General features: G+C 40.1%; 23 protein-coding genes. 10 read left to right on the forward strand and 13 right to left on the reverse strand.

Annotated features, from left to right (window positions below; all coding sequences use genetic code 11):
- Positions 1-215: 215 nt before the first annotated feature.
- The 7 genes from JMN32_RS03100 to rocF are packed head-to-tail and all read right to left on the reverse strand — an operon-like array spanning position 216 to position 9094.
- Complete coding sequence (locus JMN32_RS03100) at positions 216-1898, reverse strand: tetratricopeptide repeat protein (RefSeq protein WP_202854815.1); 1683 nt, start codon at positions 1896-1898, stop codon at positions 216-218.
- Positions 1899-1932: 34 nt separating this feature from the next.
- Positions 1933-2832 (reverse strand): 1,4-dihydroxy-2-naphthoate polyprenyltransferase, encoded by a 900-nt coding sequence (locus tag JMN32_RS03105; RefSeq protein ID WP_202854816.1) that lies wholly within the window; start codon positions 2830-2832, stop codon positions 1933-1935.
- A gap of 2 nt (positions 2833-2834) precedes the next feature.
- A complete protein-coding gene (gene argS / locus JMN32_RS03110) occupies positions 2835-4628 on the reverse strand; it encodes an arginine--tRNA ligase (protein ID WP_202854817.1) in 1794 nt (597 codons plus the stop codon).
- Between the two features lies 1 nt (position 4629).
- Positions 4630-6171, reverse strand: coding sequence for a bifunctional GNAT family N-acetyltransferase/carbon-nitrogen hydrolase family protein (locus tag JMN32_RS03115; RefSeq protein ID WP_202854818.1), 1542 nt, complete (start codon positions 6169-6171; stop codon positions 4630-4632).
- A gap of 5 nt (positions 6172-6176) precedes the next feature.
- Complete coding sequence (locus JMN32_RS03120; RefSeq protein WP_202854819.1) at positions 6177-7151, reverse strand: deoxyhypusine synthase family protein; 975 nt, start codon at positions 7149-7151, stop codon at positions 6177-6179.
- A gap of 24 nt (positions 7152-7175) precedes the next feature.
- Positions 7176-8129 carry a citrulline utilization hydrolase CtlX gene (gene ctlX / locus JMN32_RS03125; protein WP_202854820.1) on the reverse strand — a complete coding sequence of 318 codons (954 nt, stop codon included), beginning with the start codon at positions 8127-8129 and terminating at the stop codon, positions 7176-7178.
- Complete coding sequence (gene rocF / locus JMN32_RS03130) at positions 8129-9094, reverse strand: arginase (protein WP_202854821.1); 966 nt, start codon at positions 9092-9094, stop codon at positions 8129-8131. Before rocF ends, ctlX begins: the two co-directional genes overlap by 1 nt.
- A gap of 121 nt (positions 9095-9215) precedes the next feature.
- Here rocF and JMN32_RS03135 point away from each other — a divergent pair, with 121 nt between their 5' ends.
- Positions 9216-10610 carry a type III PLP-dependent enzyme domain-containing protein gene (locus tag JMN32_RS03135; RefSeq protein ID WP_202854822.1) on the forward strand — a complete coding sequence of 465 codons (1395 nt, stop codon included), beginning with the start codon at positions 9216-9218 and terminating at the stop codon, positions 10608-10610.
- Positions 10611-10636: 26 nt separating this feature from the next.
- Here the strand turns inward: JMN32_RS03135 and JMN32_RS03140 are convergent, their stop codons facing one another.
- Both JMN32_RS03140 and JMN32_RS03145 read right to left on the reverse strand, forming a co-directional pair.
- Positions 10637-11188: a GNAT family N-acetyltransferase gene (locus tag JMN32_RS03140; protein ID WP_202854823.1), complete on the reverse strand. Its 552-nt coding sequence runs from the start codon at positions 11186-11188 to the stop codon at positions 10637-10639.
- 14 nt (positions 11189-11202) lie between these two features.
- Positions 11203-11706: a D-glycero-alpha-D-manno-heptose-1,7-bisphosphate 7-phosphatase gene (locus JMN32_RS03145; protein WP_202854824.1), complete on the reverse strand. Its 504-nt coding sequence runs from the start codon at positions 11704-11706 to the stop codon at positions 11203-11205.
- A 139-nt stretch (positions 11707-11845) separates the two neighbouring features.
- Here JMN32_RS03145 and JMN32_RS03150 point away from each other — a divergent pair, with 139 nt between their 5' ends.
- Complete coding sequence (locus JMN32_RS03150; protein WP_202854825.1) at positions 11846-12592, forward strand: polyprenol monophosphomannose synthase; 747 nt, start codon at positions 11846-11848, stop codon at positions 12590-12592.
- On the opposite strand, the gene JMN32_RS03155 is transcribed toward JMN32_RS03150, so the two are convergent.
- Positions 12589-13809 carry an ABC transporter permease gene (locus JMN32_RS03155; protein ID WP_202854826.1) on the reverse strand — a complete coding sequence of 407 codons (1221 nt, stop codon included), beginning with the start codon at positions 13807-13809 and terminating at the stop codon, positions 12589-12591. The two genes, JMN32_RS03150 and JMN32_RS03155, sit on opposite strands and share 4 nt — an antisense overlap.
- Before the next feature lie 51 nt (positions 13810-13860).
- Here JMN32_RS03155 and JMN32_RS03160 point away from each other — a divergent pair, with 51 nt between their 5' ends.
- Entirely contained in the window at positions 13861-15030 is a 1170-nt protein-coding gene (locus tag JMN32_RS03160) for an exo-beta-N-acetylmuramidase NamZ family protein (RefSeq protein WP_202854827.1), read from the forward strand.
- Positions 15031-15411: 381 nt separating this feature from the next.
- On the opposite strand, the gene JMN32_RS03165 is transcribed toward JMN32_RS03160, so the two are convergent.
- Positions 15412-15822 carry a molybdenum cofactor biosynthesis protein MoaE gene (locus tag JMN32_RS03165; RefSeq protein WP_202854828.1) on the reverse strand — a complete coding sequence of 137 codons (411 nt, stop codon included), beginning with the start codon at positions 15820-15822 and terminating at the stop codon, positions 15412-15414.
- Between the two features lie 2 nt (positions 15823-15824).
- A complete protein-coding gene (locus JMN32_RS03170; RefSeq protein ID WP_202854829.1) occupies positions 15825-16067 on the reverse strand; it encodes a MoaD/ThiS family protein in 243 nt (80 codons plus the stop codon).
- Positions 16068-16236: 169 nt separating this feature from the next.
- Between JMN32_RS03170 and moaA the strand changes: the two genes are divergently transcribed.
- The 5 genes from moaA to JMN32_RS03195 all read left to right on the forward strand — a co-directional run bounded on the left by moaA (position 16237) and on the right by JMN32_RS03195 (position 22314).
- On the forward strand, positions 16237-17235 hold the full coding sequence (gene moaA / locus JMN32_RS03175) for a GTP 3',8-cyclase MoaA (RefSeq protein WP_202854830.1): 999 nt from the start codon (positions 16237-16239) through the stop codon (positions 17233-17235).
- A 1-nt stretch (position 17236) separates the two neighbouring features.
- Positions 17237-18013, forward strand: a complete 777-nt coding sequence (locus tag JMN32_RS03180; protein WP_238354322.1) for a sulfite exporter TauE/SafE family protein — start codon at positions 17237-17239, stop codon at positions 18011-18013.
- A gap of 111 nt (positions 18014-18124) precedes the next feature.
- Entirely contained in the window at positions 18125-20575 is a 2451-nt protein-coding gene (locus tag JMN32_RS03185) for a YfhO family protein (protein ID WP_202854831.1), read from the forward strand.
- 169 nt (positions 20576-20744) lie between these two features.
- Positions 20745-20897 (forward strand): hypothetical protein, encoded by a 153-nt coding sequence (locus JMN32_RS03190; RefSeq protein WP_202854832.1) that lies wholly within the window; start codon positions 20745-20747, stop codon positions 20895-20897.
- 106 nt (positions 20898-21003) lie between these two features.
- Positions 21004-22314, forward strand: coding sequence for a hypothetical protein (locus JMN32_RS03195; protein WP_202854833.1), 1311 nt, complete (start codon positions 21004-21006; stop codon positions 22312-22314).
- 55 nt (positions 22315-22369) lie between these two features.
- On the opposite strand, the gene JMN32_RS03200 is transcribed toward JMN32_RS03195, so the two are convergent.
- Positions 22370-23611, reverse strand: a complete 1242-nt coding sequence (locus JMN32_RS03200; protein WP_202854834.1) for a M48 family metallopeptidase — start codon at positions 23609-23611, stop codon at positions 22370-22372.
- 446 nt (positions 23612-24057) lie between these two features.
- Here JMN32_RS03200 and JMN32_RS03205 point away from each other — a divergent pair, with 446 nt between their 5' ends.
- Together JMN32_RS03205 and JMN32_RS03210 are read left to right on the forward strand one after the other, a co-directional pair.
- Positions 24058-24738 carry a succinate dehydrogenase cytochrome b subunit gene (locus JMN32_RS03205; protein ID WP_202854835.1) on the forward strand — a complete coding sequence of 227 codons (681 nt, stop codon included), beginning with the start codon at positions 24058-24060 and terminating at the stop codon, positions 24736-24738.
- Between the two features lie 26 nt (positions 24739-24764).
- A complete protein-coding gene (locus tag JMN32_RS03210; RefSeq protein WP_202854836.1) occupies positions 24765-26699 on the forward strand; it encodes a fumarate reductase/succinate dehydrogenase flavoprotein subunit in 1935 nt (644 codons plus the stop codon).
- The last annotated feature ends 7 nt before the right edge of the window (positions 26700-26706 follow it).

The following is a 26706-nucleotide window of genomic DNA, read 5'->3' on the forward strand; positions in this document are numbered from 1 at the left end:
CCCGACTGGGAATGTGAACTGGAATCAGGATTTCATCTTTTCTGACAATCAGATATCACTCTGAATTAATCAACACAAATTTAGACCGCCAGATTCTGCTAAAAGGATTAAAAAATAGGCAAAAGGTATACTGCAGCCTAAATAGAGGTAAACAATAGGTGAACAAAGTTCAAAAAACACATTAAAACATGTTTTCAGAGTTATGCTGAGGTGGTCTACTCTTGGTTAAACCGAATTAAAAAACCCATCAGGTTCTCGCCGGATTCCAGGTTAAGCTTCTTCCGCAACCTGTACCTTGCGGTTTTTACACTTTCTGTAGATATACCTAGAAGAGCGGAAGTTTCTTTCATACTTAGATTTAGGCGTACCAAGGCACAAAGTTTCAAGTCACTGCCTGTCAACTCAGGAAATTCTGCCTTGAGCTGATCAAAAAAATCCTGATGTACTTGTTCAAAAAACAACTTAAAATTTTCCCAGTCTTTATCTACACCAATGGTTGAATCAATCAACTTAATAAGTTTGCCCAGGTCTTTACGCATCGGGGCATCCGCCCTCTTCACAATCTGCTGTATAGCCTCCTTTAGCTCTTTGATTAATTCATTCTTTTGAATGAAGTTCATGGTATATGAAGTCAGCTCTTTATTCTTATAGTTGAGTTCAAGCTCCAGTTCTTCTTTCTTCAATCGTACGTTTTCAAGTGCTACTTTTGATAACTCTTCTTTGGATTGATAAAGGGCTCTATCTTTCTTTATCCTCGTTTGCTGGTATTTGATTATTAAGTAACCTATAAGCATGATTAATGCCAATCCAACAAACAAAAACCATTTCAAGATATTATCATACTGGGCTTCATGTTCTAATAATGCTATCTGTTTTGACTGCAACTCCAACTCCTTTTCCTTCTCCACTGTCTCGATTCTTGTTTGCATATTCGCGATTCTAGTAGCCATTTCTTCATTAAAGAGGCTGTCTCGCATAGCATTGTATTTATTAGCATAGAGTAATGCTCGTGAATAATTATTCTGTTGCTCATATACCAACTTCATACCCAGATAGATATCCTTCAACCACTTTTTAGACCTGACCTCATTTGCTAAGCGCAGCCCTTGGTCAAAATAATAAATAGCACTATCATAATCGCGCCTTTCAATATAGAGATAACCTAGGTTCTCCAGATTTTTCGCCATCCCCTCTCTATCATTGATCTCTTTACCAATCTCAAATGAGCGAAGAAAATGTTGAAGTGATCGTTGATATTCCTTTTGTTTTAGAAAGAGCAGTCCTAATCGGTTATTGGCTTCTGATATACCATACTTAAATGCATTATTCTGATGAATGTTCAGCGCCTTTATCAAATAATTGTAAGCTTCATCGTATTTTTCTTCATCCAGCAGTATTGTACCTATCTTATTGTAAGTGGTGGCAATGCGGTCAAACTTCTTCAACTCCTCAAAAATCCCCACTGCTTCGTAGTAATATTTCAAAGCCTTCTCGTTGTTATGTTGATCACTAAATACCAACCCAATATTCATAAGACAATTTGCTTGCCCAAGGCTATCATCAATGTTCTTATATAAAACCAAACCTTCAAAAAGGTACTCTAATGCCTCCTCATAATTTCCACGGGTCCAGTGCGCAACACCTATAACCCGGTTGGCAAATGCTTTACCTTTTTCATAATAAAGCCTCCTGGCTAACATAAGAGCTTGTTCCCCAAGCAGCTCAGACTTTGAAGGGTTTACAATCCAATACTCATACCCAAGCTTATTAAACAAGTCTACCTTAATCGTATCTTCATCCTTATAATTATCCAATAAGTAACTCAGACTATCTATATCCTTTTGTGCATAGAGCTGAAAGGATAAGGTGATAAATATAACGGTAAAGAAATTTTTCACAGGATACTTTTTAAGAACCTATCACTCAAGAAATTTACGACATCAAGTTCCCCGCCCCAAATAGCAGGACAAACAATAACGTACTGAGGGCCATTTGCTTCAGGTAGGGGTCAAGAGCATGTGGCTCTATTTTATTCTTAACAGCTTTTGCGTTAATAACAAAAAGGGGAATCGTAATCAAAAACAAAAGTTGCGTCCAGGAGGTGTATTGAAGATAGGTGAAAACCAATGCGGCAGACACTCCTAAAATCAAAAGCCCCCAATGGTAAACAATGGCTTTACCTCGGCCAATGCGCACTGGAATAGAATATTTGCCTGCTTTCTTATCCGACTCAATGTCTCTGATATTATTGACATTGAGTACTGCCACTGAAAACAGACCACAGCTCAGGGCTGGCAATAAAAGATACACATCCATTTGCTGCGTATATAAGTAATAAGATCCCATTACTCCAATAAGTCCGAAAAAGATCAATACAGACAGGTCTCCCAACCCCATATAGCCATAGGGCTTTCGCCCCGCGGTATAGGCTAGTGCAGCAAAAATTGCCAACACTCCTAAAACGAAAAAAAAGAGAAAAGCCTCAAGCTGAAAACCAAAAGCCAGATACAGTAAGTAAATCCCACTGGCCAGAGAAAGTGTCACGAACAACATCAAAGCGTTTTTCATACTTCCCAAGGTTATCTGGCCTGATTGAACCATTCGTGCAGGCCCCTTTCTTTCAGTACTATCCGCTCCATTCACAGTATCGCCATAGTCATTAGCCAGATTTGAAAGTATTTGCAAGAGGATGGTTGTAAGGGCACAAAAACTGAAGATACTCCAGTTGAAAGCATCACGGGCAGCTGCTAAAAAACTACCCATACCAATACTTGCCAATGCCAAGGGCAATGTTCTGAGTCGAAAGGCACTGAGCCAAGCTTTTGCATTCATAATTACATTCTTTCTGGTACACTGATCCCCAAAAGCCCCATTGCTTTGCTAATGGTCTCTGCAACTACTTTTGAAAAAGCAATTCGGAACTTTAATGCCTGCTGATCCTCCTCATTGAAAATGGATACCTCCTGGTAGAAGCGGTTATATTCTTTCGCCAAATCATAAACATACTGAGCTATAATATCAGGCGAATAATTTACTCCGGCTTCTCTCACCTTATTGGTATAGTCATTGAGCAGATAGATCACATTCTTTTCTATAGCGTGCAGGTTTCCAAAACCAGCAATATCCTCAGTAGAAGGGTTAACACCTAATTGTCCTGCTTTTCTTAAAATGGCAGATATTCGCGCATGAGTATACTGGATAAATGGCCCTGTATTTCCATGAAACTGTATTGATTCATTTGGATCGAAGAGCATTCTTTTCTTGGGATCAACCTTCAACAGAAAGTATTTTAAGGCTCCTATCCCAAGTGTTTCATAAAGTTCTTCAGCCTGTTCTTCAGTAAAGCCTTCAATTTTTCCCAGTTCCTCAGTATGCTCATGTGCAGTATCAATCATTTCCTGCATTAGATCATCAGCATCTACCACCGTACCCTCACGTGATTTCATTTTACCTGTAGGCAAATCAACCATCCCGTATGATAGGTGATAGCATTCCTTAGCCCATTCATACCCCAACTTATCCAGAATAATGAACAACACCTTAAAGTGATACTCCTGTTCGTTACCCACGGTATATATCTGCTTGGCTATTTCCGGAAAGTCTCTGAATCTTAGAATTGCCGTGCCGATATCCTGAGTCATATATACGGAAGTGCCATCAGCTCTAAGGAGCAACTTTTGATCCAGTCCTTCATCGGTTAAATCAACCCATACGGAGCCGTCCTCTTTTTTGAAAAATATTCCTTTATCAACACCTTTCAGCACCTCATCCTTACCCAGCAGATAAGTTTCCGACTCATAGTATAGTTTATTGAAGTCAACACCCATTTGGTGATAAGTAACATCAAACCCAGAATACACCCAGCCATTCATCTTTTGCCAAAGGGCATAGGTCTCGGGTTCTTTCTGCTCCCATTTGAGCAGCATCTCTTGCGCCTCCTTCATAATAGGTACTTCCTTCTCCGCCTGCTCTTTCCCTACCCCCTGATCCATGAGATTGGCTATTTGCTTTTTGTACTCCTGATCAAACTTGACGTAGTAGTCACCTACAAGCTTATCGCCCTTCTTACCGGTAGTTTCGGGAGTTTCTCCATTGCCATATTTCAGCCAGGCCACCATAGATTTACAGATATGTATACCACGGTCATTAATGATCTGTACTTTATGAACTTTATTGCCATTAGCTTTTAATATCTCAGCTACTGACCATCCCAGAAAGTTATTTCTCAAATGCCCCAAGTGCAACGGTTTATTAGTATTCGGAGACGAATACTCAATCATCACTTCTTGACCATTTTGAGGAGACACCCCATAATTTTCAGTATTAAGTATAGAGGTGAACACTTCTAGCCAGGTGCTATCGCTCAATACAATATTCAAAAAGCCCTTTACCACGTTAAAATCCTCTACCAATTCGGAATGTTCTTTTAGGTACTCCCCAATTATCCTTCCGGTTTCTTCAGGATTCTTTTTTGAAATGCGGGCATATGGGAAACACACAAAAGTATGAGATCCTTCAAATTCTTTGCGTGTGGGTTGCAGTGATATTTCCTCAGACTTCAACTCCGCCTGAAATAGTTCTTCAAATGCTTTCGAAATATCCTGTTGAAGGGTTTGCTCAATATTCATTCTATATTTTAATTTTTATATCGTAAAGGTCTTTTCTTCTGTCCTTTAAGTTACGTACACTGCCGTTGTTGTGCAGGTGTTTCAGGTCGTTAAGGTCAACATCTGCAATAATAGTATTTTCTGTGTTAGGAGTGCCCTCTGCAACGATGGCATTTTGAGGAAAAGCAAAATCCGAAGGAGAAAAAACCGCTGATTGGCCAAACTGAATGTCCATATTTTTAACCTTGGGCAGATTGCCTACACTACCGGATATCACTACATAACATTCGTTTTCAATAGCCCGGGCTTGAGAACAAACCTTCACGCGATGAAATCCATTATGCATATCAGTGGCAAAAGGCACAAATAGTATCTCCATACCCTGGTCTGCCAGAATCCGGCATAATTCAGGAAACTCTGAGTCATAGCAGATCAAAATGCCTATTTTGGCAGTATCTGTTTCAAATACCTTAATATCTGAACCTCCAGCCATTCCCCAGTCGCTCCTTTCTGCAGGCGTAACATGAATCTTATACTGTGCCTCATAGCTACCGTCTCTCCTACAAAGGTATGATACATTATACAGCTTCTCATCTTCATAAACAGGGACACTTCCTGCTATAATATTGATATTGTAAGACAGTGCATACTCCACCATTTTATCTCTGATCTCATCAGAATACTGCGCCAACTTCCTGATCGCTTTTGCTGCATTATCTTCATTAAACTCAGCCATCAAAGGTGCATTGAACAATTCTGGAAACACCAGAAAATCAGCTTGGTACCCACTCACTGCATCCACAAAAAATTCCACGTTTTCGAAGAAAGATTGCAATGAGCGCACACTTCTAAGCTGCCACTGCACCACCCCTATTCGCGCTGATGTCTTTTTAGCTCCAACTAGCTTTTCCTCTTCATCAAAATAAATATTATTCCACTCAATCAACACTGCATACGAACCCGACGCCTTGTCGTAAGGAATATAATTTTTAAGGATTTTCCTGACGTGAAAGTCATTACTCATTTGAAAATAGAGTACTGGATCATAAATCTCCTTTTCCCTTACTTTCTGAATATACTCTTTAGGAGTATACTCATCGCTATATTTATGATAATTAGGGATACGCCCACCTGCGACTATAGACCGTAGGTTTAGGTTTTCACATAACTCCTTTCGCGAATCATAAAGCCTACGCCCAAGGCGCATCCCCTGATATTCAGGATCAACACAAACATCGATACCATAGAGCACATCACCGCTGCTATCATGAGTACCAAAGTTAGAGTTGTCAATAATTTGTTCATAGCTATGGCTATCACCAAACTTGGAATAGTCAACAATAATGGAAAGGGCAAATGCTACTACCTCTCCATTATCTTCAACACATAGCTGACCTTCGGGAAAGATATTTATAAGCTTTTGTATTTGTGACTTAAACCAGATATCCCCCTTCATCATGGGGTAACATTTTTTCATAACCTGCACCAGACGATCGTAGTCTTCGACCTGAAGGTTACGAGTTACTAATAAATGCTGTGAATTATCCGTGTTTGATTCAGCCATATTGATTACCATCCTAATACGTATCCAAAAATCAAGGGAGCCACAATTGTGGCATCTGACTCTATAACGTATTTAGGGGTAGTAATGTCTAGCTTGCCCCATGTAATTTTCTCATTAGGAACCGCTCCACTGTAAGATCCATAGCTGGTTGTAGAATCTGATATCTGACAAAAATAGCTCCAGAAAGGAGTATCCGTTAGCTCCATATCCTGATACAACATAGGCACAACACAAATCGGGAAATCACCAGCTATACCTCCACCAATCTGGAAGAAACCGATACCTTTATCTTCAGCATTTTTGATATACCAATCTGCCAAATAGGTCATATATTCAATACCTGACTTCATAGTTGAAGGCTTCAACTCTCCCTTCATACAGTAAGAAGCGAAAATATTCCCCAGTGTAGAGTCTTCCCAACCAGGAACCACCATGGGTAAGTTTTTTTTCGCTGCTTCTATCATCCAGCTATTTTGTGGATTAATTTCATAGTACTGCTCAAGCACACCAGAATTCAACAGTTTGAACATAAACTCATGAGGAAAGTAACGCTCTCCTTTGTCTTCTGCCTCTTTCCATATTTCAAATATATGTTTCTGGATTCTTCTAAAAGCTTCCTCTTCGGGAATACAGGTATCTGTTACCCTGTTCAGTCCCCTTTCCAACAACTCCCACTCCTCTTTCGGTGTCAAATCGCGATAATGTGGCACCCTCTCATAATGCGAATGTGCCACAAGATTCATTACATCTTCCTCAAGGTTTGCTCCTGTACAGGATATAATATGCACTTTATCCTGGCGGATCATCTCAGCCAGAGACTTTCCCAGCTCCCCGGTGCTCATAGCCCCGGCCAATGAGATAAGCATCTTCTTATCTTCTGCTAAATGTTTTTTATATCCTTTTGCCGCATCAACCAATGCTGCCGCATTGAAATGCAAATAGTGTTTCTCAATAAAGTCTGAAATTGGAGAATTAGCCATGGTCCAAATGTTTTAGCTTGTAAATTAATGATTATGTTGTAGTGGCAGGAATACCTCGGCCATCATACACCGGGCACTTCCCCCACCCAAGGCTTCTATAGAATCTAATGAACTGTGAATTATAGGGCAATGTTTTTCTATGATGTTTTTTTGATCTTCTCTAAGTGATGCATATGCTGCACTGGACATCACCAGGTACTTTTGTCCTGTCCCAGACCTCACTTGCAGCATGTTCCCTGCAAACTGGTATTTCTGAGTCTCATCTATCGAGATTACTTCTTTACCGGTATTTTTCAGTGATGACAATACCTTTTCCCTTTCTACCTGATCATCTATCGCCATATCACAAATAACTGCGAACTCATCTGCCACACACATCATTACGTTGGTATGATAAATGGGTTCCCGTTGGCCTTTAACCGTTTGATAAGCACTGAAGACTACTGGCTCAAACCCAAATTTCCCACAAAACTCATCAAGCACGTCTCGGTTAGTCCTGAGAGACAATGCTGCATATACCAACTTGTTAGGACGGTCCAGAATCATACTTCCTGTTCCTTCGAGAAATTTATCATCTCCCTCATGAAATGAAAAATCTTCAATACTGGAGACCTTCAGGGCATACTGTTTTTCCAGAGTAGTCAGGATTTCGTGCCTCCGCTCCAACCTTCTGTTTGGAGCATACATAGGGTAAAGTCCTACCCGGCCATCACCATGAAAAGATATCCAGTTGTTGGGAAAAATAGAATCAGGGGTGTCAGGAGAATAAGTATCATCAATTACAATAATATTTACCTGATGCTCTCTTAGCTTTTGAACTAGACCATCAAACTCCTCCCTAGCCTTCTTTTGAGCGTCCTGAGGGTGCAGATTATCAATTACCTGCTGGTAATAATTATTAACAGCAGTCTCCTCATTATACCGGAAGTTCACCGGCCGGATCATCATGATAGTATCTGCACACTGCCTGATTTCCATTATTCTCCTAAAAGGGAATTAGTAGTAGCTTCAAGAATTTCAAAAGCATTTTCAGCCATTTTGTTTTCCGTATCCAATGTAGGGTTTACCTCTACCATCTCCCAGGCTACTACTTTCGGATCTTTGATCAATCGTGTATTTAATATTTTAGCTTCTTCCACCGAGAGACCATTGGGCACCGGTGTACCTGTACCTACAGAAATTTTAGAATCCATGCTATCCACATCAAAAGAAACATAGACAATATCACATTCGTCAAGCAAGGCAAGTGTTTCATCTGCAATAGCCTCCACACCTTTCTCTCTTACCTGCTGAGTAGTGAAGTTAGTAATGTTATGTTTTTTCAGGAGGAATTCCTCTGGCTGCTCCAGATCGCGAGCACTAATTAGTACCACATCTGAGAGGTTGATCTTAGCTCCCTTGCCTCCTACTTCCTTCAACTGATTCCACAGGTCAACAGTCTCACTCCTTGGATCATTAATCTTACACTCCATATTATCGGTATTGCTAACCATCGCCAGAGGCATGCCATGCATGTTGCCGGAGGGTGTAGTATAAGGAGTATGCATATCAGCATGTGCATCTATCCAAACCACACCAAGCTTTTTATCAGGGTGCGCATTTTTGATTCCTGAAATGGAACCTGCAGCAGTAGAATGATCTCCTGCTAATATGATGGGGAAGCTGTTCATCTTAAGCACCTTGGATACTTGTAAACAAACTCTCTCTTCCATTGTTAAAACACCATCAATAAACTTGGCGTGAGGGTGAGCATAACCATCAAAAAGAATATCGTTAACGTTTTCAACCTCCTCCGAGTCAAAGCGGGCAAAATAATCGGATTCCAGGTCCAAACTAGCTATTTTTAGTGCATCTATGCCTAAACTGGCGCCTCTTGTACCAGCAGCTATTTCCGATTTTACTTCAATAATTCTGATATCTTTTAAAGGCAATATTTTATTCATAAAATAGATTTATATATAATATTTTGCAGCAACGTAAATTGCTTTGCAAAGATTGCAAATTTATACCAATATTGCATTGTTCAATTAAATACTTCCAGCTTATACAGTACAGTTTATTTTTATGAAAAAATACATCGATCTTATAGAGCAAACATTCGAGTTTCCTCAGAAAGAGTTTAAGGTTGTGGACAATAAACTTTATTTTAACGATGTGCCTTTAATGGACATAATAGAGAAATATGGCACACCTCTCAAGCTTACTTACCTTCCCAAAATTGGCGAAAACATTAAGTACGCAAAACAGATATTTAACAATGCAATAAAAAAGTATAATTACGAGGGCTCTTATACCTATTGCTATTGCACCAAGTCATCACATTTCAACTTCGTTCTTGAAGAAGCCCTGAAGCATGACATACATATTGAAACATCTTCTTCTTTTGATATTCCTATAGTTCGAAAGCTCTATGAAAAAGGCAAGATCAGCAAAAATACCTACGTGGTTTGTAATGGTTTCAAAAGACCTCTTTACAAGCAATATATTAGTGATCTGCTCAACGATGGGTTCAAAAACTGTATACCTGTACTAGACAACCTACATGAACTAAGTCATTATGAAGAACACGTAAAGGGCGAATACAATGTCGGTATTCGAATTGCTGCGGATGAAGAACCAAACTTTGAATTCTACACATCAAGGTTAGGCATCAGGTATGGAGACATCAATACGCTGTATAGAGACCAGATAAAACCCAGTAAAAAGGCTAAGCTAAAACTATTACATTTTTTCATTAATACCGGCATACGAGACACTGCATATTACTGGAGTGAATTGAGCAGGTTTATCTTCAAATACTGTGAACTGAAAAAGGAGTGCCCTGAACTTGACACTATTGACATTGGCGGTGGATTCCCTATCAAGACTTCTTTGCAGTTTGAATTTAACTATAAATATATAGTAGAGCAGATCGTTGAAAATATTAAATGGATATGTGGCAAGAACAATGTACCTGTACCCAATATTTTTACAGAATTCGGAAGTTTTACAGTAGGTGAAAGCGGTGCAGTACTCTACTCCATTATGGATCAAAAACTCCAGAATGACAAAGAACTTTGGTATATGATTGACGGCTCATTTATTACGCATATTCCTGATGCATGGGGTCTAAATCAGAAGTATATCATGCTTCCTCTCAACAAATGGGATGGCATGTTCCATAAAGTGAACCTAGGTGGCCTAACCTGTGACAGCATGGATTACTATAACTCGGAAGCACATACCAGTGATGTATTTCTCCCTATGATGGAATCCGATAACACTGACAAACTATACATTGGTTTTTTCCATACCGGAGCTTACCAGGAATCTTTAGGAGGTTACGGAGGCATTCAGCACTGCCTGATACCCGCCCCGAAACATGTCTTAATTGACAGAGACTCTAAAGGAGAAATTGTAACCCGGCTATTCTCAGACGAACAAGAGAGCGAGGCTATGCTCAATTTACTGGGATATTAGTCCGAACATTTTAGTTTATAGCATGGTCAGGTAATCTCATTCCTGATTATGCTATAAACATACTCATCGCACCACTCTCCCCGACGAAATACATGCGACTTAAAGTGAGCCTCTTTTTTCATTTTAAGTTTTTCCATCAGGCGATACGATCCCGTATTTCTTGGGTCGCAAATAGCTATCAGCTTGTGTAGCCCCTTATTGCCAAACAACTCCCACATTAAAGCATCTACTGCCTCAAAAGCATATCCATTCCCCTGATAAGCCGGATTGAGCCGGTAACCGATCTCCCCCAGGTTATGTTTACGTGCCACGTAATTAAACCCGAGTTCTCCTATTGCCTTCTGCCCATTTGCTAATATAATAGATAATGAAAGCCACTCTCCGTCTCCCCCGTTCCATTGTGCCATTCTTTTCTTATAAAAAGCAATCGCTTCCCCTCTTGTCATCGGGTCTGTGGTATACCTGGCTACATCCTCATGCAAGCGATGCTCCAGAGCATCTTCAAGGTCGGCAGGAATCATTTTGCGGATATGAAGTCTTTGAGTGTGAATATCTATGGTAAAGCAATCCTCCTTCATACCGGTTCAGGTTGTTAACCAAATATAATTTCTAAGGCATCAGGCAGGTTCTTCGCCCGATAATCTGCCATCCGGCTATCATCATTATCTACCTGAATAGTTTTAATACCAAGTCTTTTTGCCGGTACCAAATCCCTCTCTTTATCACCGATCATCCAGGAGAGCCTAACGTCTACATTAAACTTCGCTATTGCCTTTTCAAACATTAAAGAACCTGGTTTTCTAGATAAGCTCTCACTCACAGTTGGATGCCCTGGTGCAAAATAAAAGTGATCTATCTGGTGGTTAAAAGCCTTTTGCATCAACTGATGACACTCATGCATCTGCTCCCTGGTATAAATTCCCTTGGCTATACCAGATTGATTTGTAATCACTATAAGTAAATAGCCTGCTCTTTTAAGAGAGGTGAGCGCTTCCGCCACTCCGGGGAGGATCTCCAACTTGTCGGCCGAGTATACATAGTCGACATAGTCCCTGTTAAGGACACCGTCTCTATCCAGAAAAACACATTTATTCAAAATATCGGAATTTTTAGTGCAACAAAGATGTGCAAATCTAGTACATACAGAATAAAAACAAATTCTAAGAGTTACAGTTTTAATTGGGATTTGTTATTTTAGGCGCTTTAACCTTACCATCAAACAATTAGTAGACAGCGTGAACGACAGCTTAGTTATTATACCTACCTATAATGAAAAGGAAAACATCGAATTAATTATTGATGCTGTATTTACGCTGCCCCACAAGTTCGACATCCTGATTGTTGATGATGGGTCTCCTGATGGTACAGGAAGCCTGGTAAAAGAACTTCAAAAAAAAGACCATGATGGCAGAACACTGCATCTGGTAGAAAGAGAAGGGAAACAAGGCTTGGGTACTGCTTATATCAGAGGGTTCAATTTTGCCCTTGAAAAGAAGTACGACTATATTTTTGAAATGGATGCCGACTTTTCGCATAACCCCAAAGATCTTGTAAGATTATATGAGGCTTGTGCCAACGAAAGTTACGACATGGCCGTAGGCTCCAGATATATTAGCGGCGTTAACGTGGTTAACTGGCCGATGGGCAGGGTGATCATGAGCTACTTTGCCAGTATTTATGTAAGGTTTATTACAGGCATGTCTATCCATGACACTACCGCTGGTTTTGTTTGCTTCACTCGTAAAGTCCTGGAATCTATTGATCTGGACAGAATCAAATTCATAGGCTATGCTTTCCAGATAGAAATGAAATTTACGGCTATGAAGCATGGTTTTAAAATACTTGAGGTCCCTATTATCTTCACCGATCGAACCCGAGGGAAATCAAAAATGTCCGGATCAATATTCAAAGAAGCATTCTTTGGTGTAATTCAGCTTAAAATAGGTAGCTGGTTTAAGAAATACCCTGCTAACGCGGCTTAATCAAACTTGATACTTTTTATAGCATTTATCCTGGAAATAACCGCTGTTGGTATTAGTATAATAAGGCTGACCACCAAAAGTGTAAGTAGGTTAAGCCCTACAATTACCTCCCAACCCCAACCGATAGGCACATAGCTCATATAATAATCAGCAGGGTTAAGTGGTATCACTTTAAAATAGTATTGAATAAGGCACACGCCAATACCTAATACATTACCCAGCACCAAGCCCTTAACAATAAGCAGGATACCATTATAGGCAAAAACACTTCTTATCTGACTATTATTAGCACCAAGCGCTTTCAGTAGCCCTATCATTTGTGTTCTCTCCATAATCAGAATAAGTATAATCGAGATCATGTTCACACATACTACAAAAAGGATAATCCCTAAGAAAATATTTACCTGGCGACTGATCAGGTGGAGCCAATCGAAGACCTGAATGTACTTATCACTTATTTTTTCAACAAAGAAGTCATAATCAACTATTTCATCCAGTGCCTTTTCAGCCTCATCCATTTTAGACGGGTCTTTAATAAATACTTCCATGCCCCTGGCTACACTGTCTGACCAGTTATTGAGTCGCTGTATCAAGCGCAGATCACCAATGATGATCTTACTGTCGTAATACTCCGATAAATTGGTTTCATAAATACCAACAACATCTAGTCTTCTAACCCTAGGAGGATTTTGAAAAAAGTGGACCGTTATCTTATCTCCTACACCCAACTCAAGTTTATCTGCTATAACCCTGCTGAGCATTACCTCTTTTGAATACGAATCATCGTCAAACGAGATAAACCTTCCCTCCACGATGTTATCATCAAATCTGCTGAGATCAAACCTTTTACTCACCCCTTTAAAAATAATCCCCAACACTTCTTCTTCAGTCTTGATCAGACCTGCTTTGTTGCTGTACTCCTGAACATGGTCTATAAAACCATACTTTTGATAATTATTGAACAACTCATTGTCTGTAGAAATGGGAGCTTCCTCATAGGAGTTACTCATAGTGTATTTAGTCACCTGAAAATGCGAACTAAAACTATAGATCTTGTCAGTAACAGTATTTTGAAACCCTCTGAGTATCAAGAAAGACACAATCATTACAGCAAGTCCTATTCCTATGCTTCCTACGGCTATTTTATGTATAGTGGATGAAAAGCTATCTTGCTGATTTCCTGCAATTCTTTTAGATATAAAATAAGATAGGTTCAAGAATATCGTTTAATTTTAGTCTCTTTTGCGTGCAAATTAAATAATTAAGTATTGAACAGGCTCATTTTACTCATATCATTTTTTATCACCATCTCTTCATGTGGTCACGGACAAACTGAAAGAAACAACCCATTAATTCCCGGAGCTCACCAAACGGACAGTTATTTACCTCTTATTAAGGGCAAAAAAATAGCCCTGGTAGTTAACCAAACTTCTATGGTAGGTTCAACACACCTTGTTGACACACTGATCTCACTTAATATTAATGTAAAAAAGGTTTTTGCTCCGGAGCATGGCTTCCGTGGTGATGCCGACGCTGGTGAAATGGTCAAAAGCGGCACTGATGTTAGAACGAATCTACCTATTGTGTCATTGTACGGCAATAACAAAAAACCATCTTCTTCTCAGCTAGCAGATATTGATATTGTTATTTTTGACATTCAGGATGTAGGCGCCAGATTTTACACCTACATCAGCACCATGCACTACATGATGGAAGCCTGCGCGGAGAACAGCAAGTCTATAATAATTCTGGACAGGCCTAACCCCAATGGTATGTTTGTAGACGGTCCTATTTTAAAGCCGGCATTCGAATCATTTGTAGGAATACACCCTATACCGGTACTGCATGGTTTAACCGTGGGAGAGCTAGCCACAATGATCAATGGAGAAGGTTGGCTTAAAGGTGGTGCTCAATGTGACATCAAAGTTATACCTGTTAAAAACTATAGTCATAAAAACCACTATTCATTACCAATAAAGCCTTCACCCAACCTCCCCAATGACCTCTCCATAAAAATGTACCCTTCACTTTGCCTGTTCGAAGGCACTGTGATCAGTGTAGGTCGTGGTACTTACCAGCCTTTTCAGCAAATCGGACACCCCGACTTTAAAGAAATGGCCCATGCTTTTACTCCTCAAAGCTTAGAGGGAATGGCCAAAAACCCTAAATACGAAGGACAAAAATGCTATGGTATTGATTTTCAAAAAACTGAATTTAACGGGGGATTTTCACTTGCTTACCTTATAGAATTTCACGAAAAATATAACGGAAATGACTTTTTCACCAACTATTTTGATAAACTAGCTGGCACAGATAAACTCAGAAAGCAAATTAAAAGTGGTTTTACAGAAAATGATATCCGAAAATCATGGGCAAGCGAACTTAAGGCTTATATGATAATAAGAAAGAAGTACTTGCTTTATGAGGATTTTCAATAACACTTACTACATGGCATTTCAACATTTAATAAAAGAATAGCATTAGGAATGTGAATTCGAAGAACAAAATCCCGAAGAAGTTGTAGTGGATTCTGTTTCCCCGTATCGAAATACCAATCCCAGTTTGAAAGAATTTAGTCAACCACTCTAACAAGGTTCCCCTCATGAAAAAGGGGATAAACATTCTTGATTGTAGTTTTTCATTAACTCATCTACTCCTTTAAGCACTTCCTGCACGATAATTGATAACACTTAATACATCACTAACGAAATGCTTATGGGAAAGGTAAAAGAGAACTCAATCAAAAAAGAATTATTGGGAATTATTTTATTCAGCCTGGTAATAGCTGTGGTCATTGTAACCACATTTTTCATGTTGATTTAAGGGTGAGCTGAAACCCACTCCTCACCATCTTCAAAGACTTCCTTCTTCCAGATGGGAACTGTTTCTTTGAGGGTATCTATAGCATACTGGCATGCTGCAAATGCTTCTTTGCGATGACCAGATGAAACAGCAATTACAACTGCTATTTCCCCTACGGTTAAGGTACCTACCCGATGATGGATGATCATGTGTTGTATGGGCCATTTGTGCCTGGCTGCTTCAATAATTTTCTCAATTTCCTTTATGGCCATATTGAGATAGGTCTCAAACTCGAGCTTTACTACCTTTTTATTCTTAGTAGTGCCCCTTACTGTACCTATAAATACATTCACTGCACCAGCCTCATTACTAAATACTGTACTGGTAACATCTTCAGGGTTTAACGGGTGTTCTGTAATCTTTATCATGATCAGCCTCCACTTACTGGCGGTATAAGCGCTATTTCCTCTTGCCCTTTTAACTCCAGGCCTTCATCAACATATTCATTATCAACAGCAATCATAAGCGATCTCAACTGTTTCATTTTTGGATACTTCTGATAAAGCAATTCTTTCAAGGCAGAAACGGTTGCTTCTCTTTCAAGGAAAATTTTAAAAGTGCTTCCTCCAACAATATCCCTTGTTATTCCAAATGCTAAAATTTCAACTTCCATAATATAGTACGGCTAAGCTATTCTTTTCGGCAATCAGTTCATAGAAATAACTCTTTAAAATGACTTACAACTTTATCTCAACTCATTGCGTGTACTAAAGTTCATCAACACCATTCAAAAAACCGCCATAAAGTAATAGAAAGTATGTTATATCACTTAAATTTGACTGATGCCTAATGTTTCGCTCACAGATAATTTTGGTAGGCCTATTACCTATCTCAGACTAGCAGTTACTGACCGGTGTAACCTGAGATGTTTTTACTGTATGCCAGAAGAGGGCATAAAATTTCTTCCCAAGAAAGAGCTTCTGAGTTATGAAGAAATGGAGCGTCTCGTTCGCGTTACATGTGAAATGGGAATTAAAAAAGTACGCATTACCGGAGGAGAGCCCTTTGCCAGAAAAGATATGATCTTCTTTCTGGAACGGCTAAGAAAAATACCAACCCTGGAAGAACTTCACATCACAACCAATGGTGTACTCACCAAGGCGTATATTGACAAGCTAAAGGAAATAAATATATCTTCTGTAAACCTCAGTCTTGATACACTAAACCAGGAGCGTTTTCTGAAAATCACCAGGCGTGATCAACTACCTAGTGTTCTGGCTACGTTTAATGAACTATTGAAAGCCAACATCCCTGTAAAAATCAACATGGTGGTAATGGATGGCAAAAATACAGAGGACATCATACCTATGGCTGAATTTGGTAAAGACAAGCCCATCTCTATCAGGTATATTGAAGAGATGCCATTTAATGGTTCCGGCTCATTCAAAACACAACTACTTTGGGATCATACCGCTATTTTAAATCAACTTAAAGTAGCGTACCCTGGCATTGTCAAAACCCAAGACCCTAACCACAGCACGGCTTACCATTACCAAATCCCCGGATTCAAGGGTAATATAGGTATTATTGCTGCCTACACCCGCACATTTTGCGGAAGCTGCAACCGGATACGAGTAACCTCGCTGGGAACATTAAAAACATGCCTCTATGATCATGGTGCATTAGACATAAAAAGCCTTATGCGCAATGGGGCCTCCGATCGGCAACTCAGTCTGGCTATAGCCAGTGCCATTGGCAAAAGGCATAAAAATGGGTGGCAGGCGGAAGCTTCCAGAGACCAGGGACAACATCATGAATCAATGTCTACTATAGGGGGTTAAATTGGAAAACACATATTTCTTAGCCATTTTCTTTTTCCTGATAGCCACCTTTTACTCTTCCGTAGGTTTTGGTGGAGGGTCCAGCTATCTGGCCATACTGGTTATAGCTGGCGTGGACATCTATCTGCTGCGATCTACAGCATTAATGTGCAACATTATAGTTGTAAGTGGAGGTACCTTCATATTTTTTAAGGAAGGATACCTCAATCTCAAACGAACCGTGCCCTTAGTTGCGGCCAGCGTTCCGATGGCCTTTCTCGGCGGCTACCTGCCTTTAAGAGCAACCATGATCCTTGTGCTTTTAGGGTTCTCGTTGTTCCTCGCATCTATTTTATTATGGTTCAAAAATGCCCAACTGGTAAAGGGTCGTAGAAATATATACCAAAGCTCTAAAACTGCGGGTCTTATTGGAAGTGGTATAGGTTTACTATCAGGCATGGTCGGCATAGGAGGTGGCATATTCCTGTCGCCGGTATTGAACCTTATCAGTTGGGACAAAGCTAAAAATATAGCTGCTACAGCAAGCTTTTTCATCTTGGTCAATTCCATAGCCGGCCTGGCCGGCCAATGGATTCAGCACCCTCCTTATATAGACTTAAACTGGGCATGGCCCCTGTTGTTAGCAGTTTTTCTGGGTGGCCAAATAGGTTCAAGGCTTGCCGTGCAAAAGTTTGACAGTGCTACAATACAGCGGACTACTGCCGTATTAATCTTTATAGCCAGCATGAAGATATTGAATGATCACCTTTTCCATTTGAACGATTTGTTACATGGCTAAAACACATCTACTTTGTGCAGACTCCTCAATAATTTATGACCTTAAATATTTTGCCTATAATTGCATTCATTGCAGGCACGCCCATGCAATAATTAAAATCAACCAACGCGCATGAAAAACATTAATTTCTCTAAACAGGTTTTACCCCATATTGTAGCTATTCTTTCCTTTTTAGTCATCACTATCCTCTTTTTCAACCCAATATTCTTTGGCAACAAAAATTTGGACCAACACGACATACTTCAGTGGAAAGGCGGTGCACAGGAGTCCATAGAGTTTAGAGAAAAAACCGGTGAAGAAGCTTTATGGACCAACTCTATGTTTGGCGGTATGCCCGCCTACCTTGTTAATGTAGAATGGAATGATGGTATCATTAGTGGTATAAAGAAGGCCCTTTCATTATTTCTCCCTCATCCTATAAAAAATATTTTTCTGGCCTTTCTCTCGTGTTACATTCTCTTGCTTGTTTTTAGAGTAAGACCTTATTTGGCCATAGCGGGAGCCATTGCCTTTGGGCTATCATCATTTATGATCATAGGCCTCGGAGCCGGTCATAACGCCCGTATCGGAGCCATAGCCTACATGCCCCTGGTGCTTGCCGGCATCCACCTTACTTTTACCAAAAATCGCATTCTGGGCTTTGGGCTGACGGCTACAGCGCTAGCCCTTGAACTAAGAGAAAACCACCTTCAGATCACATATTATTTACTTCTGATGGTTATTATATATGGCATTGTCATGTTTGCTGATGCCATCAAAAAAGGTGAAGCCGTTGGTTTCATTAAGAATTCTGCATTATTGATTGTTGCTGCCATAATAGCACTAGGCACATTCTTTGGCAAGTTTTGGACAACCTATGAGTACAGCCAGTACTCTATGCGGGGAAAATCTGAACTAACTACTACTTCTAATACAAATGAAGGTGCCAGCGGATTAAAAAAGGACTATGCATTTCAGTACAGCAATGGTATACTGGAACCAATAACCCTTATGATCCCTAACTTTTATGGTGGAGCAAGCTCTAATTATCTTGTACAGGACGAAGACAGTGAAGTACTCAAAGCTCTACAAAGAACAGGAGACTCGAAAGCCGCCAACCAGCTTGCCAGGTATACCTCTGCTTATTGGGGCAACCAACCTCTTACCGCTCCTTATTATGCTGGAGCTGTTATTTGTTTCCTGTTCATAGTAGGAATTATATTTGCTGATAAAAAATATACCCTTTGGCTGGTTATTGCTGCACTACTGGGTATTATGCTAAGCTGGGGAGATAGCTTTAAAGCTTTCAACTATTTCATGTTTGATTACTTCCCTGGATATAACAAGTTCAGATCCGTAACATTTGCCCTGATTATCACCCTACTAGCCTTCCCTTTACTTGGTTTTATAGGCTTGGAAAAACTCATTGAAAAAGGTTTAACAAAAGAAACCCAAAAAAAATTATTTATTGCTTTAGGAACCTCTGCCGGGGTATGCCTGCTAGTAGCACTGTTTGCAGGAATGGCCTCATTCACCAAAGATGGTGAAACACAGCTTCCGGGATGGTTTTTAAATGCCTTACAGGAAGATCGCAAAGGCCTGATGAGAGGTGACGCACTAAGATCGCTATTATTCATACTTATCGCTTTTGCCCTTGTTTTCATGCACCTGAAAAAGAAAATTACTTTCCCGGTCATGGCAGGCATATTAAGTTTAGTGACTCTTATAGACCATTGGGCAATCGATAAGCGATACTTTGGCGAAGACAATTACAAAAGGGTACGCGACAACTCCTTTTTTGCCATGACAGAAGCTGATAAAGAGATAAAAAAGGACAAAGACCCGAGCTACAGAGTTTATAACCTGACCTCATATACTGAGGCGAGAACTTCCTATTACCACCAATCTTTGGGCGGGTATCATGGTGCGAAGCTCAGGCGATATCAAGACTTGTACGACCACTGCCTTGGCCCTGAAACAAGCGAGCTAATCCAAAACCTTCAGGCAGGAAATATTGATCTCAGCGGTTATGGCATCATCAATATGCTTAACGCGCGATACCTGACTTTTGGCCCATCCAAAACATCAATCATCAGGAATAATGAAGCCTTGGGCAATGCATGGTTTGTATCATCAGTGGAAACAGCCAAAAACCCGGACGAAGAACTCCAAAAGATCTGCACTATAGATACCAGACACACTGCGGTGGTGGATGCCTCCAAATTCAGCCTGCCGAAAAACATTACTTATGACAGCAGCTCAAGCATAAAACTTACTCAGTACGAACCCAATCATCTCATTTACGAAAGTAACAGCAGTACTGATGGGCTGGCTGTATTCTCAGAGATATACTACCCTATCGGCTGGACTGCTACTATCAATGGGCAACCAGCAAATATTCTCAGGGCCAACTTTGTATTAAGGGCGCTGGAAGTCCCTAAAGGAAAACACAAAATCGAGTTTATTTTTGCTCCCAAATCATACAGTATAGGTAATACTGCAACTATGATCTCATCGATAATTCTGCTACTGCTAGCACTTGGCAGTATAGGCTGGAGCCTAAAGAACCACAAAAAGGATTAATCTTGTTTCCGGGTGTCTCTACACCCGGAAACATTTCTTTCCTGCAAATCACTTATCGATTTACTGAATATGAACTCCTTCTCGCATTTTTTAACAATGCGTTAACCACCTTTCCTTTGCCAGGTTTTTGGCTGTTCCTAACTTCGACCAACAAGCATCCAAAACTTGTATGAGTCCTGAAGTAGCACTAAACAATCATTTTTATTATATTTCAAATATTGCTTCTAACCCAAGGGGGCATGCCACCGGAAACGCCAACCAGTTCCCCTACTGGATTGCCCCGGAAGACTGTTTTTACCTTATTGCTAATAGAATAATTTAAAAATGTAAGGCAAACTCATTGAAACCATTTTAACTTGGTAAACCCCTGTCACTACCTTTTTTTGTGGCAGATTGCTTGCCAATAAAACAACCTAAATCCTAAAATCATGAAAAACTTTAATCAACTATCTTTCTTCAGCAAAGGGTTCATTTTTCTTTGCATACTCACCCTCCTGGCCTGCCAGGACAACATGCTGGAAGAAATACAGCAACAAACAGACTCTGAAAAGGCTCCTCAGACTGAAAAACGTACTATAGCCAGAACTGCATTTGAAACAGATTTGGTTAAAAGGTGGGCACCCGTTCATTATATGGATGTAGATGCTACAGGTACGTATGCGGAAGGCGGCAAGTCTGATTACATTACAGCAATCAATTATGATGGAGACTGGAATGCTTCAAATAACTGGGAGAACGTTTCAGCCTACTCTCTGAGCGCCCATTGCTATTACTCTGTAGTGGAAACCCATACGCATTGGTTCATTATTTATTCATTCTTTCATCCCAGAGACTGGACTGATATCTTCCTTCTTTACAACCTGGACCAGCATGAAAATGACCTTGAAGGGGTGTTAATGGTTATCCAAAAAGATGGTTCATCATACGGAACACTACAAGGAGCGGTAACAGTTAGCCATTCAGATTTCTTTTCATACACACCATCAGGAAGTCCTTTTACAAGCGGTCAGGAAGATATAGATGGCACACTTCAGATGACCTACTACAACGGTGTTCCTCACCCGGTAACAGCTCAAGAAGCAAAAGGTCACGGCCTGAAAGCTTGGCCTCAAAACAACATCGATGGTGATGGCGTGATCTACTACCCATCTATGAGTGATGTAGCTCAGATTCCTGCAGATAACTATGACTCCTATGTGGAGTATAAGCTGGTTGATATTTTTGAAAGTGGCGGACTATGGGACCAAAGATTTAACTCCAACCTGTTTTATAATTCAGGGGGTGGTTTTAAAGGAAATAATTTTAAAGACGGTGGCGCCAACGCTCCATGGGCGTGGAATGATGGCAATGATGGCATCATACAGAATGGAGAAATGGCTACTGACCCGGCGAAACTAGTGGACACCTACTTTGACGGGGTAGGTAATTTCTCTCACCTTTACCTGAACAACAGGTATAACAACCAGGCTGGTGGTGTTGTCACTTTATATCAACACTGTGATTATAAAGGTTATGCTGTTTCTCTTCATGAAGGAGATTACTCTTTAAGCCAGCTTCAGAGTTTAGGAGTGTCTAATGATGATATATCATCTTTAAAGGTAGATAATGGATATAAAGTAACCCTTTATGAACATAGTAGCTTTGGAGGCAGGACTATTACCAAATCAGGCTCGGACAACTGCCTGAGCAGTGAAGGGTTCAATGACGAACTAAGTTCAATCAGCGTAGTACGCAACTAGTCAAGTTAACCAGCAACCTTTGAAGTTTGAAACTTCAAAGGTTGCTATAAAAAAATTACAAGCTACTCTTTTTAATAGCATCCAGGCGTTTCAACAATGGGGGATGTGAATAATGCACAAACACATAGGCTGAATGAGGATACAAATTACTCAGACTATCTACTGACAACTTCTTCAACGCGTTGCTCAAGGCTTGGCCATTATAAGTTTCGTTAGCATAAGCGTCGGCCTCATATTCATTTTTCCTGCTCACAATATTCGCAAGTATGCCTATGACCTTTGAAATTGGTGTAAACAACAGACCAAAGGCAATGAGATTCAGGTGCACCCCCATTTGCTCTGCACCTAGAGCCAAAGATAGATTTTCATTAAAGATCATTCTCGACATGATAAATAGCATGACCCCTGTTTGTATAATGGAAATCGCAAAACCAAACACAATATGCTTCTTCTTAAAGTGTCCCACCTCATGCGCCAGAATAGCCACCAATTCTTCTGTTGAGTGATTCTTGATCAATGTATCATACAGTACAATTTTTTTCTTCTTCCCTATACCTGAAAAAAATGCATTAGCCTTATTTGATCGCTTTGATCCATCAATAACAAAAATATTATCCAAAGGGAAATTGATTCGCTTACTGTAGTCTTCAATCGCTGTTTTGAGTTCTCCCTCTTCCAAAGGTGTAAGCTTATTGTAGAGAGGCAAAATGAGCGTTGTAAAAAACATATTAGCAAACAGCGTAAAAATAGCGATAGCTATCCAGAAATATATCCAGAAGCCCTGCCCCATATTTAATATAAGGTAAAGTAACAGTCCCATTAAAAGCCCTCCGATTATCATTCCAAGCAAATACCCCTTCAGTTTGTCCCCCACAAAAGTACCTGCGGTCGTTTTGTTGAAGCCATACTTTTCCTCAATTACAAACGTATCATAGAGCTGAAAAGGGATAGTAAGCAAATCAGAAACCACGTACAGCACACCAAAATAGGCAAGAGCAAGAAATATCTCATTGTCAAAAAAAGGCCTGAGCAGTTCATCGATATACCCAAAACCACCAAGACTTAATAGCAAGAATGAAGTTATAAAACTGATTGCTGAAGTAAAGAATGAAAACTTTGCCTGGGCTCGTTGGTAACTGATTGCCTCTGCATATTTTTCCTTTTCATAAAAAGCCGCTACCTCTTCAGGTAACTCACTTTTACCTGACCTCAGGTTCACATAGTCCAGAATTTGTTCAAAAATAAAATCGGCAGTAATTATAGCCAGTATGATAATCAAGATAGTTTCAGGACTCATATAAACGCTTATTTTAATTACAAATCTATGAAACTATAGGCATAAAATCAGCGAATTTTATATACCCAAAAAAAGACTTTTTCCTAATCTGGGATAGCGCTATTCACTCCACCCTGCCTAACACCTGTTTTAAGCCAGTTTTAATAACTGGTACGTGAGTTGCTAATGGCATTGTGGTGTTTATTCCACAATAATGAGAAGAGTTAGAATTTTACAGACCAGGCTTCGTCAAGCAATGCAAAACGAACTATTCATAACGGGAATAGTATTCTTTGCAGGCTTGATGGTATTCCTTTTTGAGCTCTTCACGAGATGGTTTCCGTCCTTATTCTAAGCTTCCTATTTAGAATCTTTTAAAATAGACAGGCAAGATTGTTTGATAAACCTTTCAACTGTACCTTTGGCAAGGTTTAATTATTACATCATAAAATCATCAAAACTATACCATGAGTTGGTTCACTAAAGCAATGTCCAGCACCTTGGGTAAAAAGCTTTTAATGGCTTTAACAGGGTTATTTCTTGTTATCTTTTTGGTAGTACACCTTTCAGGTAATCTCCAGCTTTTGCTAAACGATGAAGGAAGAGCTTTCAACGTTTATGCGAAATTTATGACTACAAACCCACTAATCAAAACTACCTCCTTTATTCTTTACGCGACTTTCATAATACATATAGTTTGGGCTATTATGTTAACCGTAAACAATAAAAAATCAAGGCCGGTAGGGTATGCCAAAGTAAGTGGTTCTAATAGCACCTGGAGTTCCCGCAACATGGGAATATTAGGAACGATAATATTTATATTTCTGGTTATCCACCTGAAAAATTTCTGGTATGTGATGCATTGGGGTCCTGTAGAAATGGTAAAATATGATGGTGTGGAGTACAAAGACCTTTACGCTACGGTAGATGTGGCATTCTCACAGCTATGGTATGTTGTGCTTTATGTTGTAGCCATGTTAGGTTTGATGTTCCATTTATTTCACGGATTTGCCAGCGCATTCCAAACTTTGGGGCTCAACCATGTCAAGTATAACCCAGTTATAAAATTTGTAGGCGCTGCCTTTGCCATCATAGTACCAGCTATGTTTGCGGCAATCCCCGTCATTATATATTTCAAAAATTTGTAATCCAACTAGTATAAACCGTCTGATAGATGAAGTTAGATTCTAAAATACCGGAAGGACCAATCGCCGAGAAATGGTCAAAACATAAATTCAATGTTAAGTTAGTAAATCCGGCCAATAAGCGTAAATATGACATCATTGTTGTAGGTACCGGTTTAGCTGGTGCTTCTGCTGCAGCATCTTTCGGGGAGCTGGGCTACAACGTTAAAGCATTTTGTTTTCAAGATAGCCCGAGAAGGGCACACAGTATCGCTGCTCAGGGTGGTATAAATGCTGCTAAAAACTACCAAAATGATGGTGACAGTATTTTTAGATTATTCTACGATACTGTTAAAGGTGGTGACTACCGTTCAAGAGAAGGTAACGTTTACAGACTTGCTGAAGTAAGCGTTGACATTATAGATCAGTGTGTTGCTCAAGGTGTACCATTTGCAAGAGAGTATGGAGGACTGTTGGCAAACAGATCATTTGGAGGAGCTCAGGTTTCCAGAACTTTTTATGCCCGGGGTCAAACCGGACAGCAATTGCTTTTGGGTGCATACAGCGCGTTGAGCCGACAGGTCTCAAATGGTAAAGTAAAAATGTATACCAGGTCTGAAATGCTTGACCTTGTAATGGTAGATGGTAAAGCCAGAGGTATCGTAACCCGTAACCTGATCACCGGAGAAATAGAATCTCACAGTGCTCATGCTGTAGTTTTGGCAACCGGAGGGTACGGAAACGTATTCTACCTCTCCACCAATGCCATGGGATCAAATGCTACTGCTGCATGGAGGGCCCACAAAAAAGGAGCTCTTTTTGCTAACCCTTGCTACACGCAAATTCACCCTACATGTATACCTGTTTCAGGTGACCACCAGTCAAAACTGACCTTGATGTCAGAGTCATTAAGAAATGACGGACGTGTATGGGTGCCTAAAGACAAAGCAGATTCAGAAAAAATCAGAAAAGGCCAATTAAAACCTACTGACCTTCCCGAAGATAAAAGAGATTACTATTTAGAGAGAAGATATCCTTCATTTGGTAACCTTGTACCAAGAGATGTGGCCTCTCGAAACGCTAAATACGTTTGTGACGAAGGACGCGGGGTAAGTACAACGGGGCTTGCCGTATACCTTGATTTTGCTGATGCCATCAAGAGAGATGGTCGTGCAGCTATCGAAGGTAAATATGGTAACCTATTCGATATGTACCAGCAGATCACTGGTGACAACCCTTATGAGACCCCTATGAAAATCTACCCTGCTGTACATTACACAATGGGCGGTCTTTGGGTAGATTACAATCTTATGACCAATGTTGATGGTCTATATGCTATTGGAGAAGCTAACTTCTCTGACCACGGAGCAAACCGCTTGGGAGCAAGTGCTCTAATGCAAGGCCTTGCCGACGGCTATTTTGTGATCCCTTACACTATTGGAGACTACCTCGCAAAAATGCCTTATGACAAAGTATCTACAGACCATGAAGCATTTAAAGAGGCTGAATCACGCGTGAAGGAAATCAACGACAAGTTACTCCGTATCAAAGGTAACAGAACTGTTGATGAGTTCCACAAAGCTCTGGGGCACATTATGTGGGAGTATTGCGGGATGTCCAGAAACGAAGAAGGCCTGAAAAAGGCAAAAACAGAGATCCAGAAACTAAGAAAAGAATTCTGGGAAGACGTAAACGTACTGGGTACAAATGAAGAACTTAACCAATCGCTTGAAAAAGCCAATAGAGTAGCTGATTTCCTTGAACTTGGAGAGCTGATGGTAGAAGATGCGCTAAACAGAAGTGAATCATGTGGTGGTCACTTCAGAGAAGAGTCGCAGACTGAAGAAGGAGAAGCTAAACGTAAAGACGATGAGTTCTCATATGTTGCTGCATGGGAATACAAAGGACCTGAAGCTCCCGAAGAGCTTCATAAAGAAGACCTTGTATTCGAAAATGTAAAACTGACTCAGAGAAGCTATAAATAATGACAGG

The organism is Fulvivirga marina (assembly GCF_016775155.1).
GTDB classification, from domain to species: Bacteria; Bacteroidota; Bacteroidia; order Cytophagales; family Cyclobacteriaceae; genus Fulvivirga; species Fulvivirga marina.

Excerpts from the sequence above, each read along its gene's own strand:
- JMN32_RS03210 (WP_202854836.1), top strand. The coding sequence starts at position 24,765 with ATGAAGTTAGATTCTAAAATACCGGAAGGACCAATCGCCGAGAAATGG.
- JMN32_RS03135 (WP_202854822.1), top strand. The coding sequence starts at position 9,216 with ATGAAAAAATACATCGATCTTATAGAGCAAACATTCGAGTTTCCTCAG.
- ctlX (WP_202854820.1), bottom strand. The coding sequence starts at position 8,129 with ATGGAAATCAGGCAGTGTGCAGATACTATCATGATGATCCGGCCGGTG.
- rocF (WP_202854821.1), bottom strand. The coding sequence starts at position 9,094 with ATGAATAAAATATTGCCTTTAAAAGATATCAGAATTATTGAAGTAAAA.
- JMN32_RS03185 (WP_202854831.1), top strand. The coding sequence starts at position 18,125 with ATGAAAAACATTAATTTCTCTAAACAGGTTTTACCCCATATTGTAGCT.
- argS (WP_202854817.1), bottom strand. The coding sequence starts at position 4,628 with ATGAATATTGAGCAAACCCTTCAACAGGATATTTCGAAAGCATTTGAA.
- JMN32_RS03170 (WP_202854829.1), bottom strand. The coding sequence starts at position 16,067 with ATGGAAGTTGAAATTTTAGCATTTGGAATAACAAGGGATATTGTTGGA.
- JMN32_RS03205 (WP_202854835.1), top strand. The coding sequence starts at position 24,058 with ATGAGTTGGTTCACTAAAGCAATGTCCAGCACCTTGGGTAAAAAGCTT.
- JMN32_RS03140 (WP_202854823.1), bottom strand. The coding sequence starts at position 11,188 with ATGAAGGAGGATTGCTTTACCATAGATATTCACACTCAAAGACTTCAT.
- JMN32_RS03190 (WP_202854832.1), top strand. The coding sequence starts at position 20,745 with ATGAGTCCTGAAGTAGCACTAAACAATCATTTTTATTATATTTCAAAT.
- JMN32_RS03105 (WP_202854816.1), bottom strand. The coding sequence starts at position 2,832 with ATGAATGCAAAAGCTTGGCTCAGTGCCTTTCGACTCAGAACATTGCCC.
- moaA (WP_202854830.1), top strand. The coding sequence starts at position 16,237 with ATGCCTAATGTTTCGCTCACAGATAATTTTGGTAGGCCTATTACCTAT.
- JMN32_RS03165 (WP_202854828.1), bottom strand. The coding sequence starts at position 15,822 with ATGATAAAGATTACAGAACACCCGTTAAACCCTGAAGATGTTACCAGT.
- JMN32_RS03115 (WP_202854818.1), bottom strand. The coding sequence starts at position 6,171 with ATGGCTGAATCAAACACGGATAATTCACAGCATTTATTAGTAACTCGT.
- JMN32_RS03200 (WP_202854834.1), bottom strand. The coding sequence starts at position 23,611 with ATGAGTCCTGAAACTATCTTGATTATCATACTGGCTATAATTACTGCC.
- JMN32_RS03195 (WP_202854833.1), top strand. The coding sequence starts at position 21,004 with ATGAAAAACTTTAATCAACTATCTTTCTTCAGCAAAGGGTTCATTTTT.
- JMN32_RS03120 (WP_202854819.1), bottom strand. The coding sequence starts at position 7,151 with ATGGCTAATTCTCCAATTTCAGACTTTATTGAGAAACACTATTTGCAT.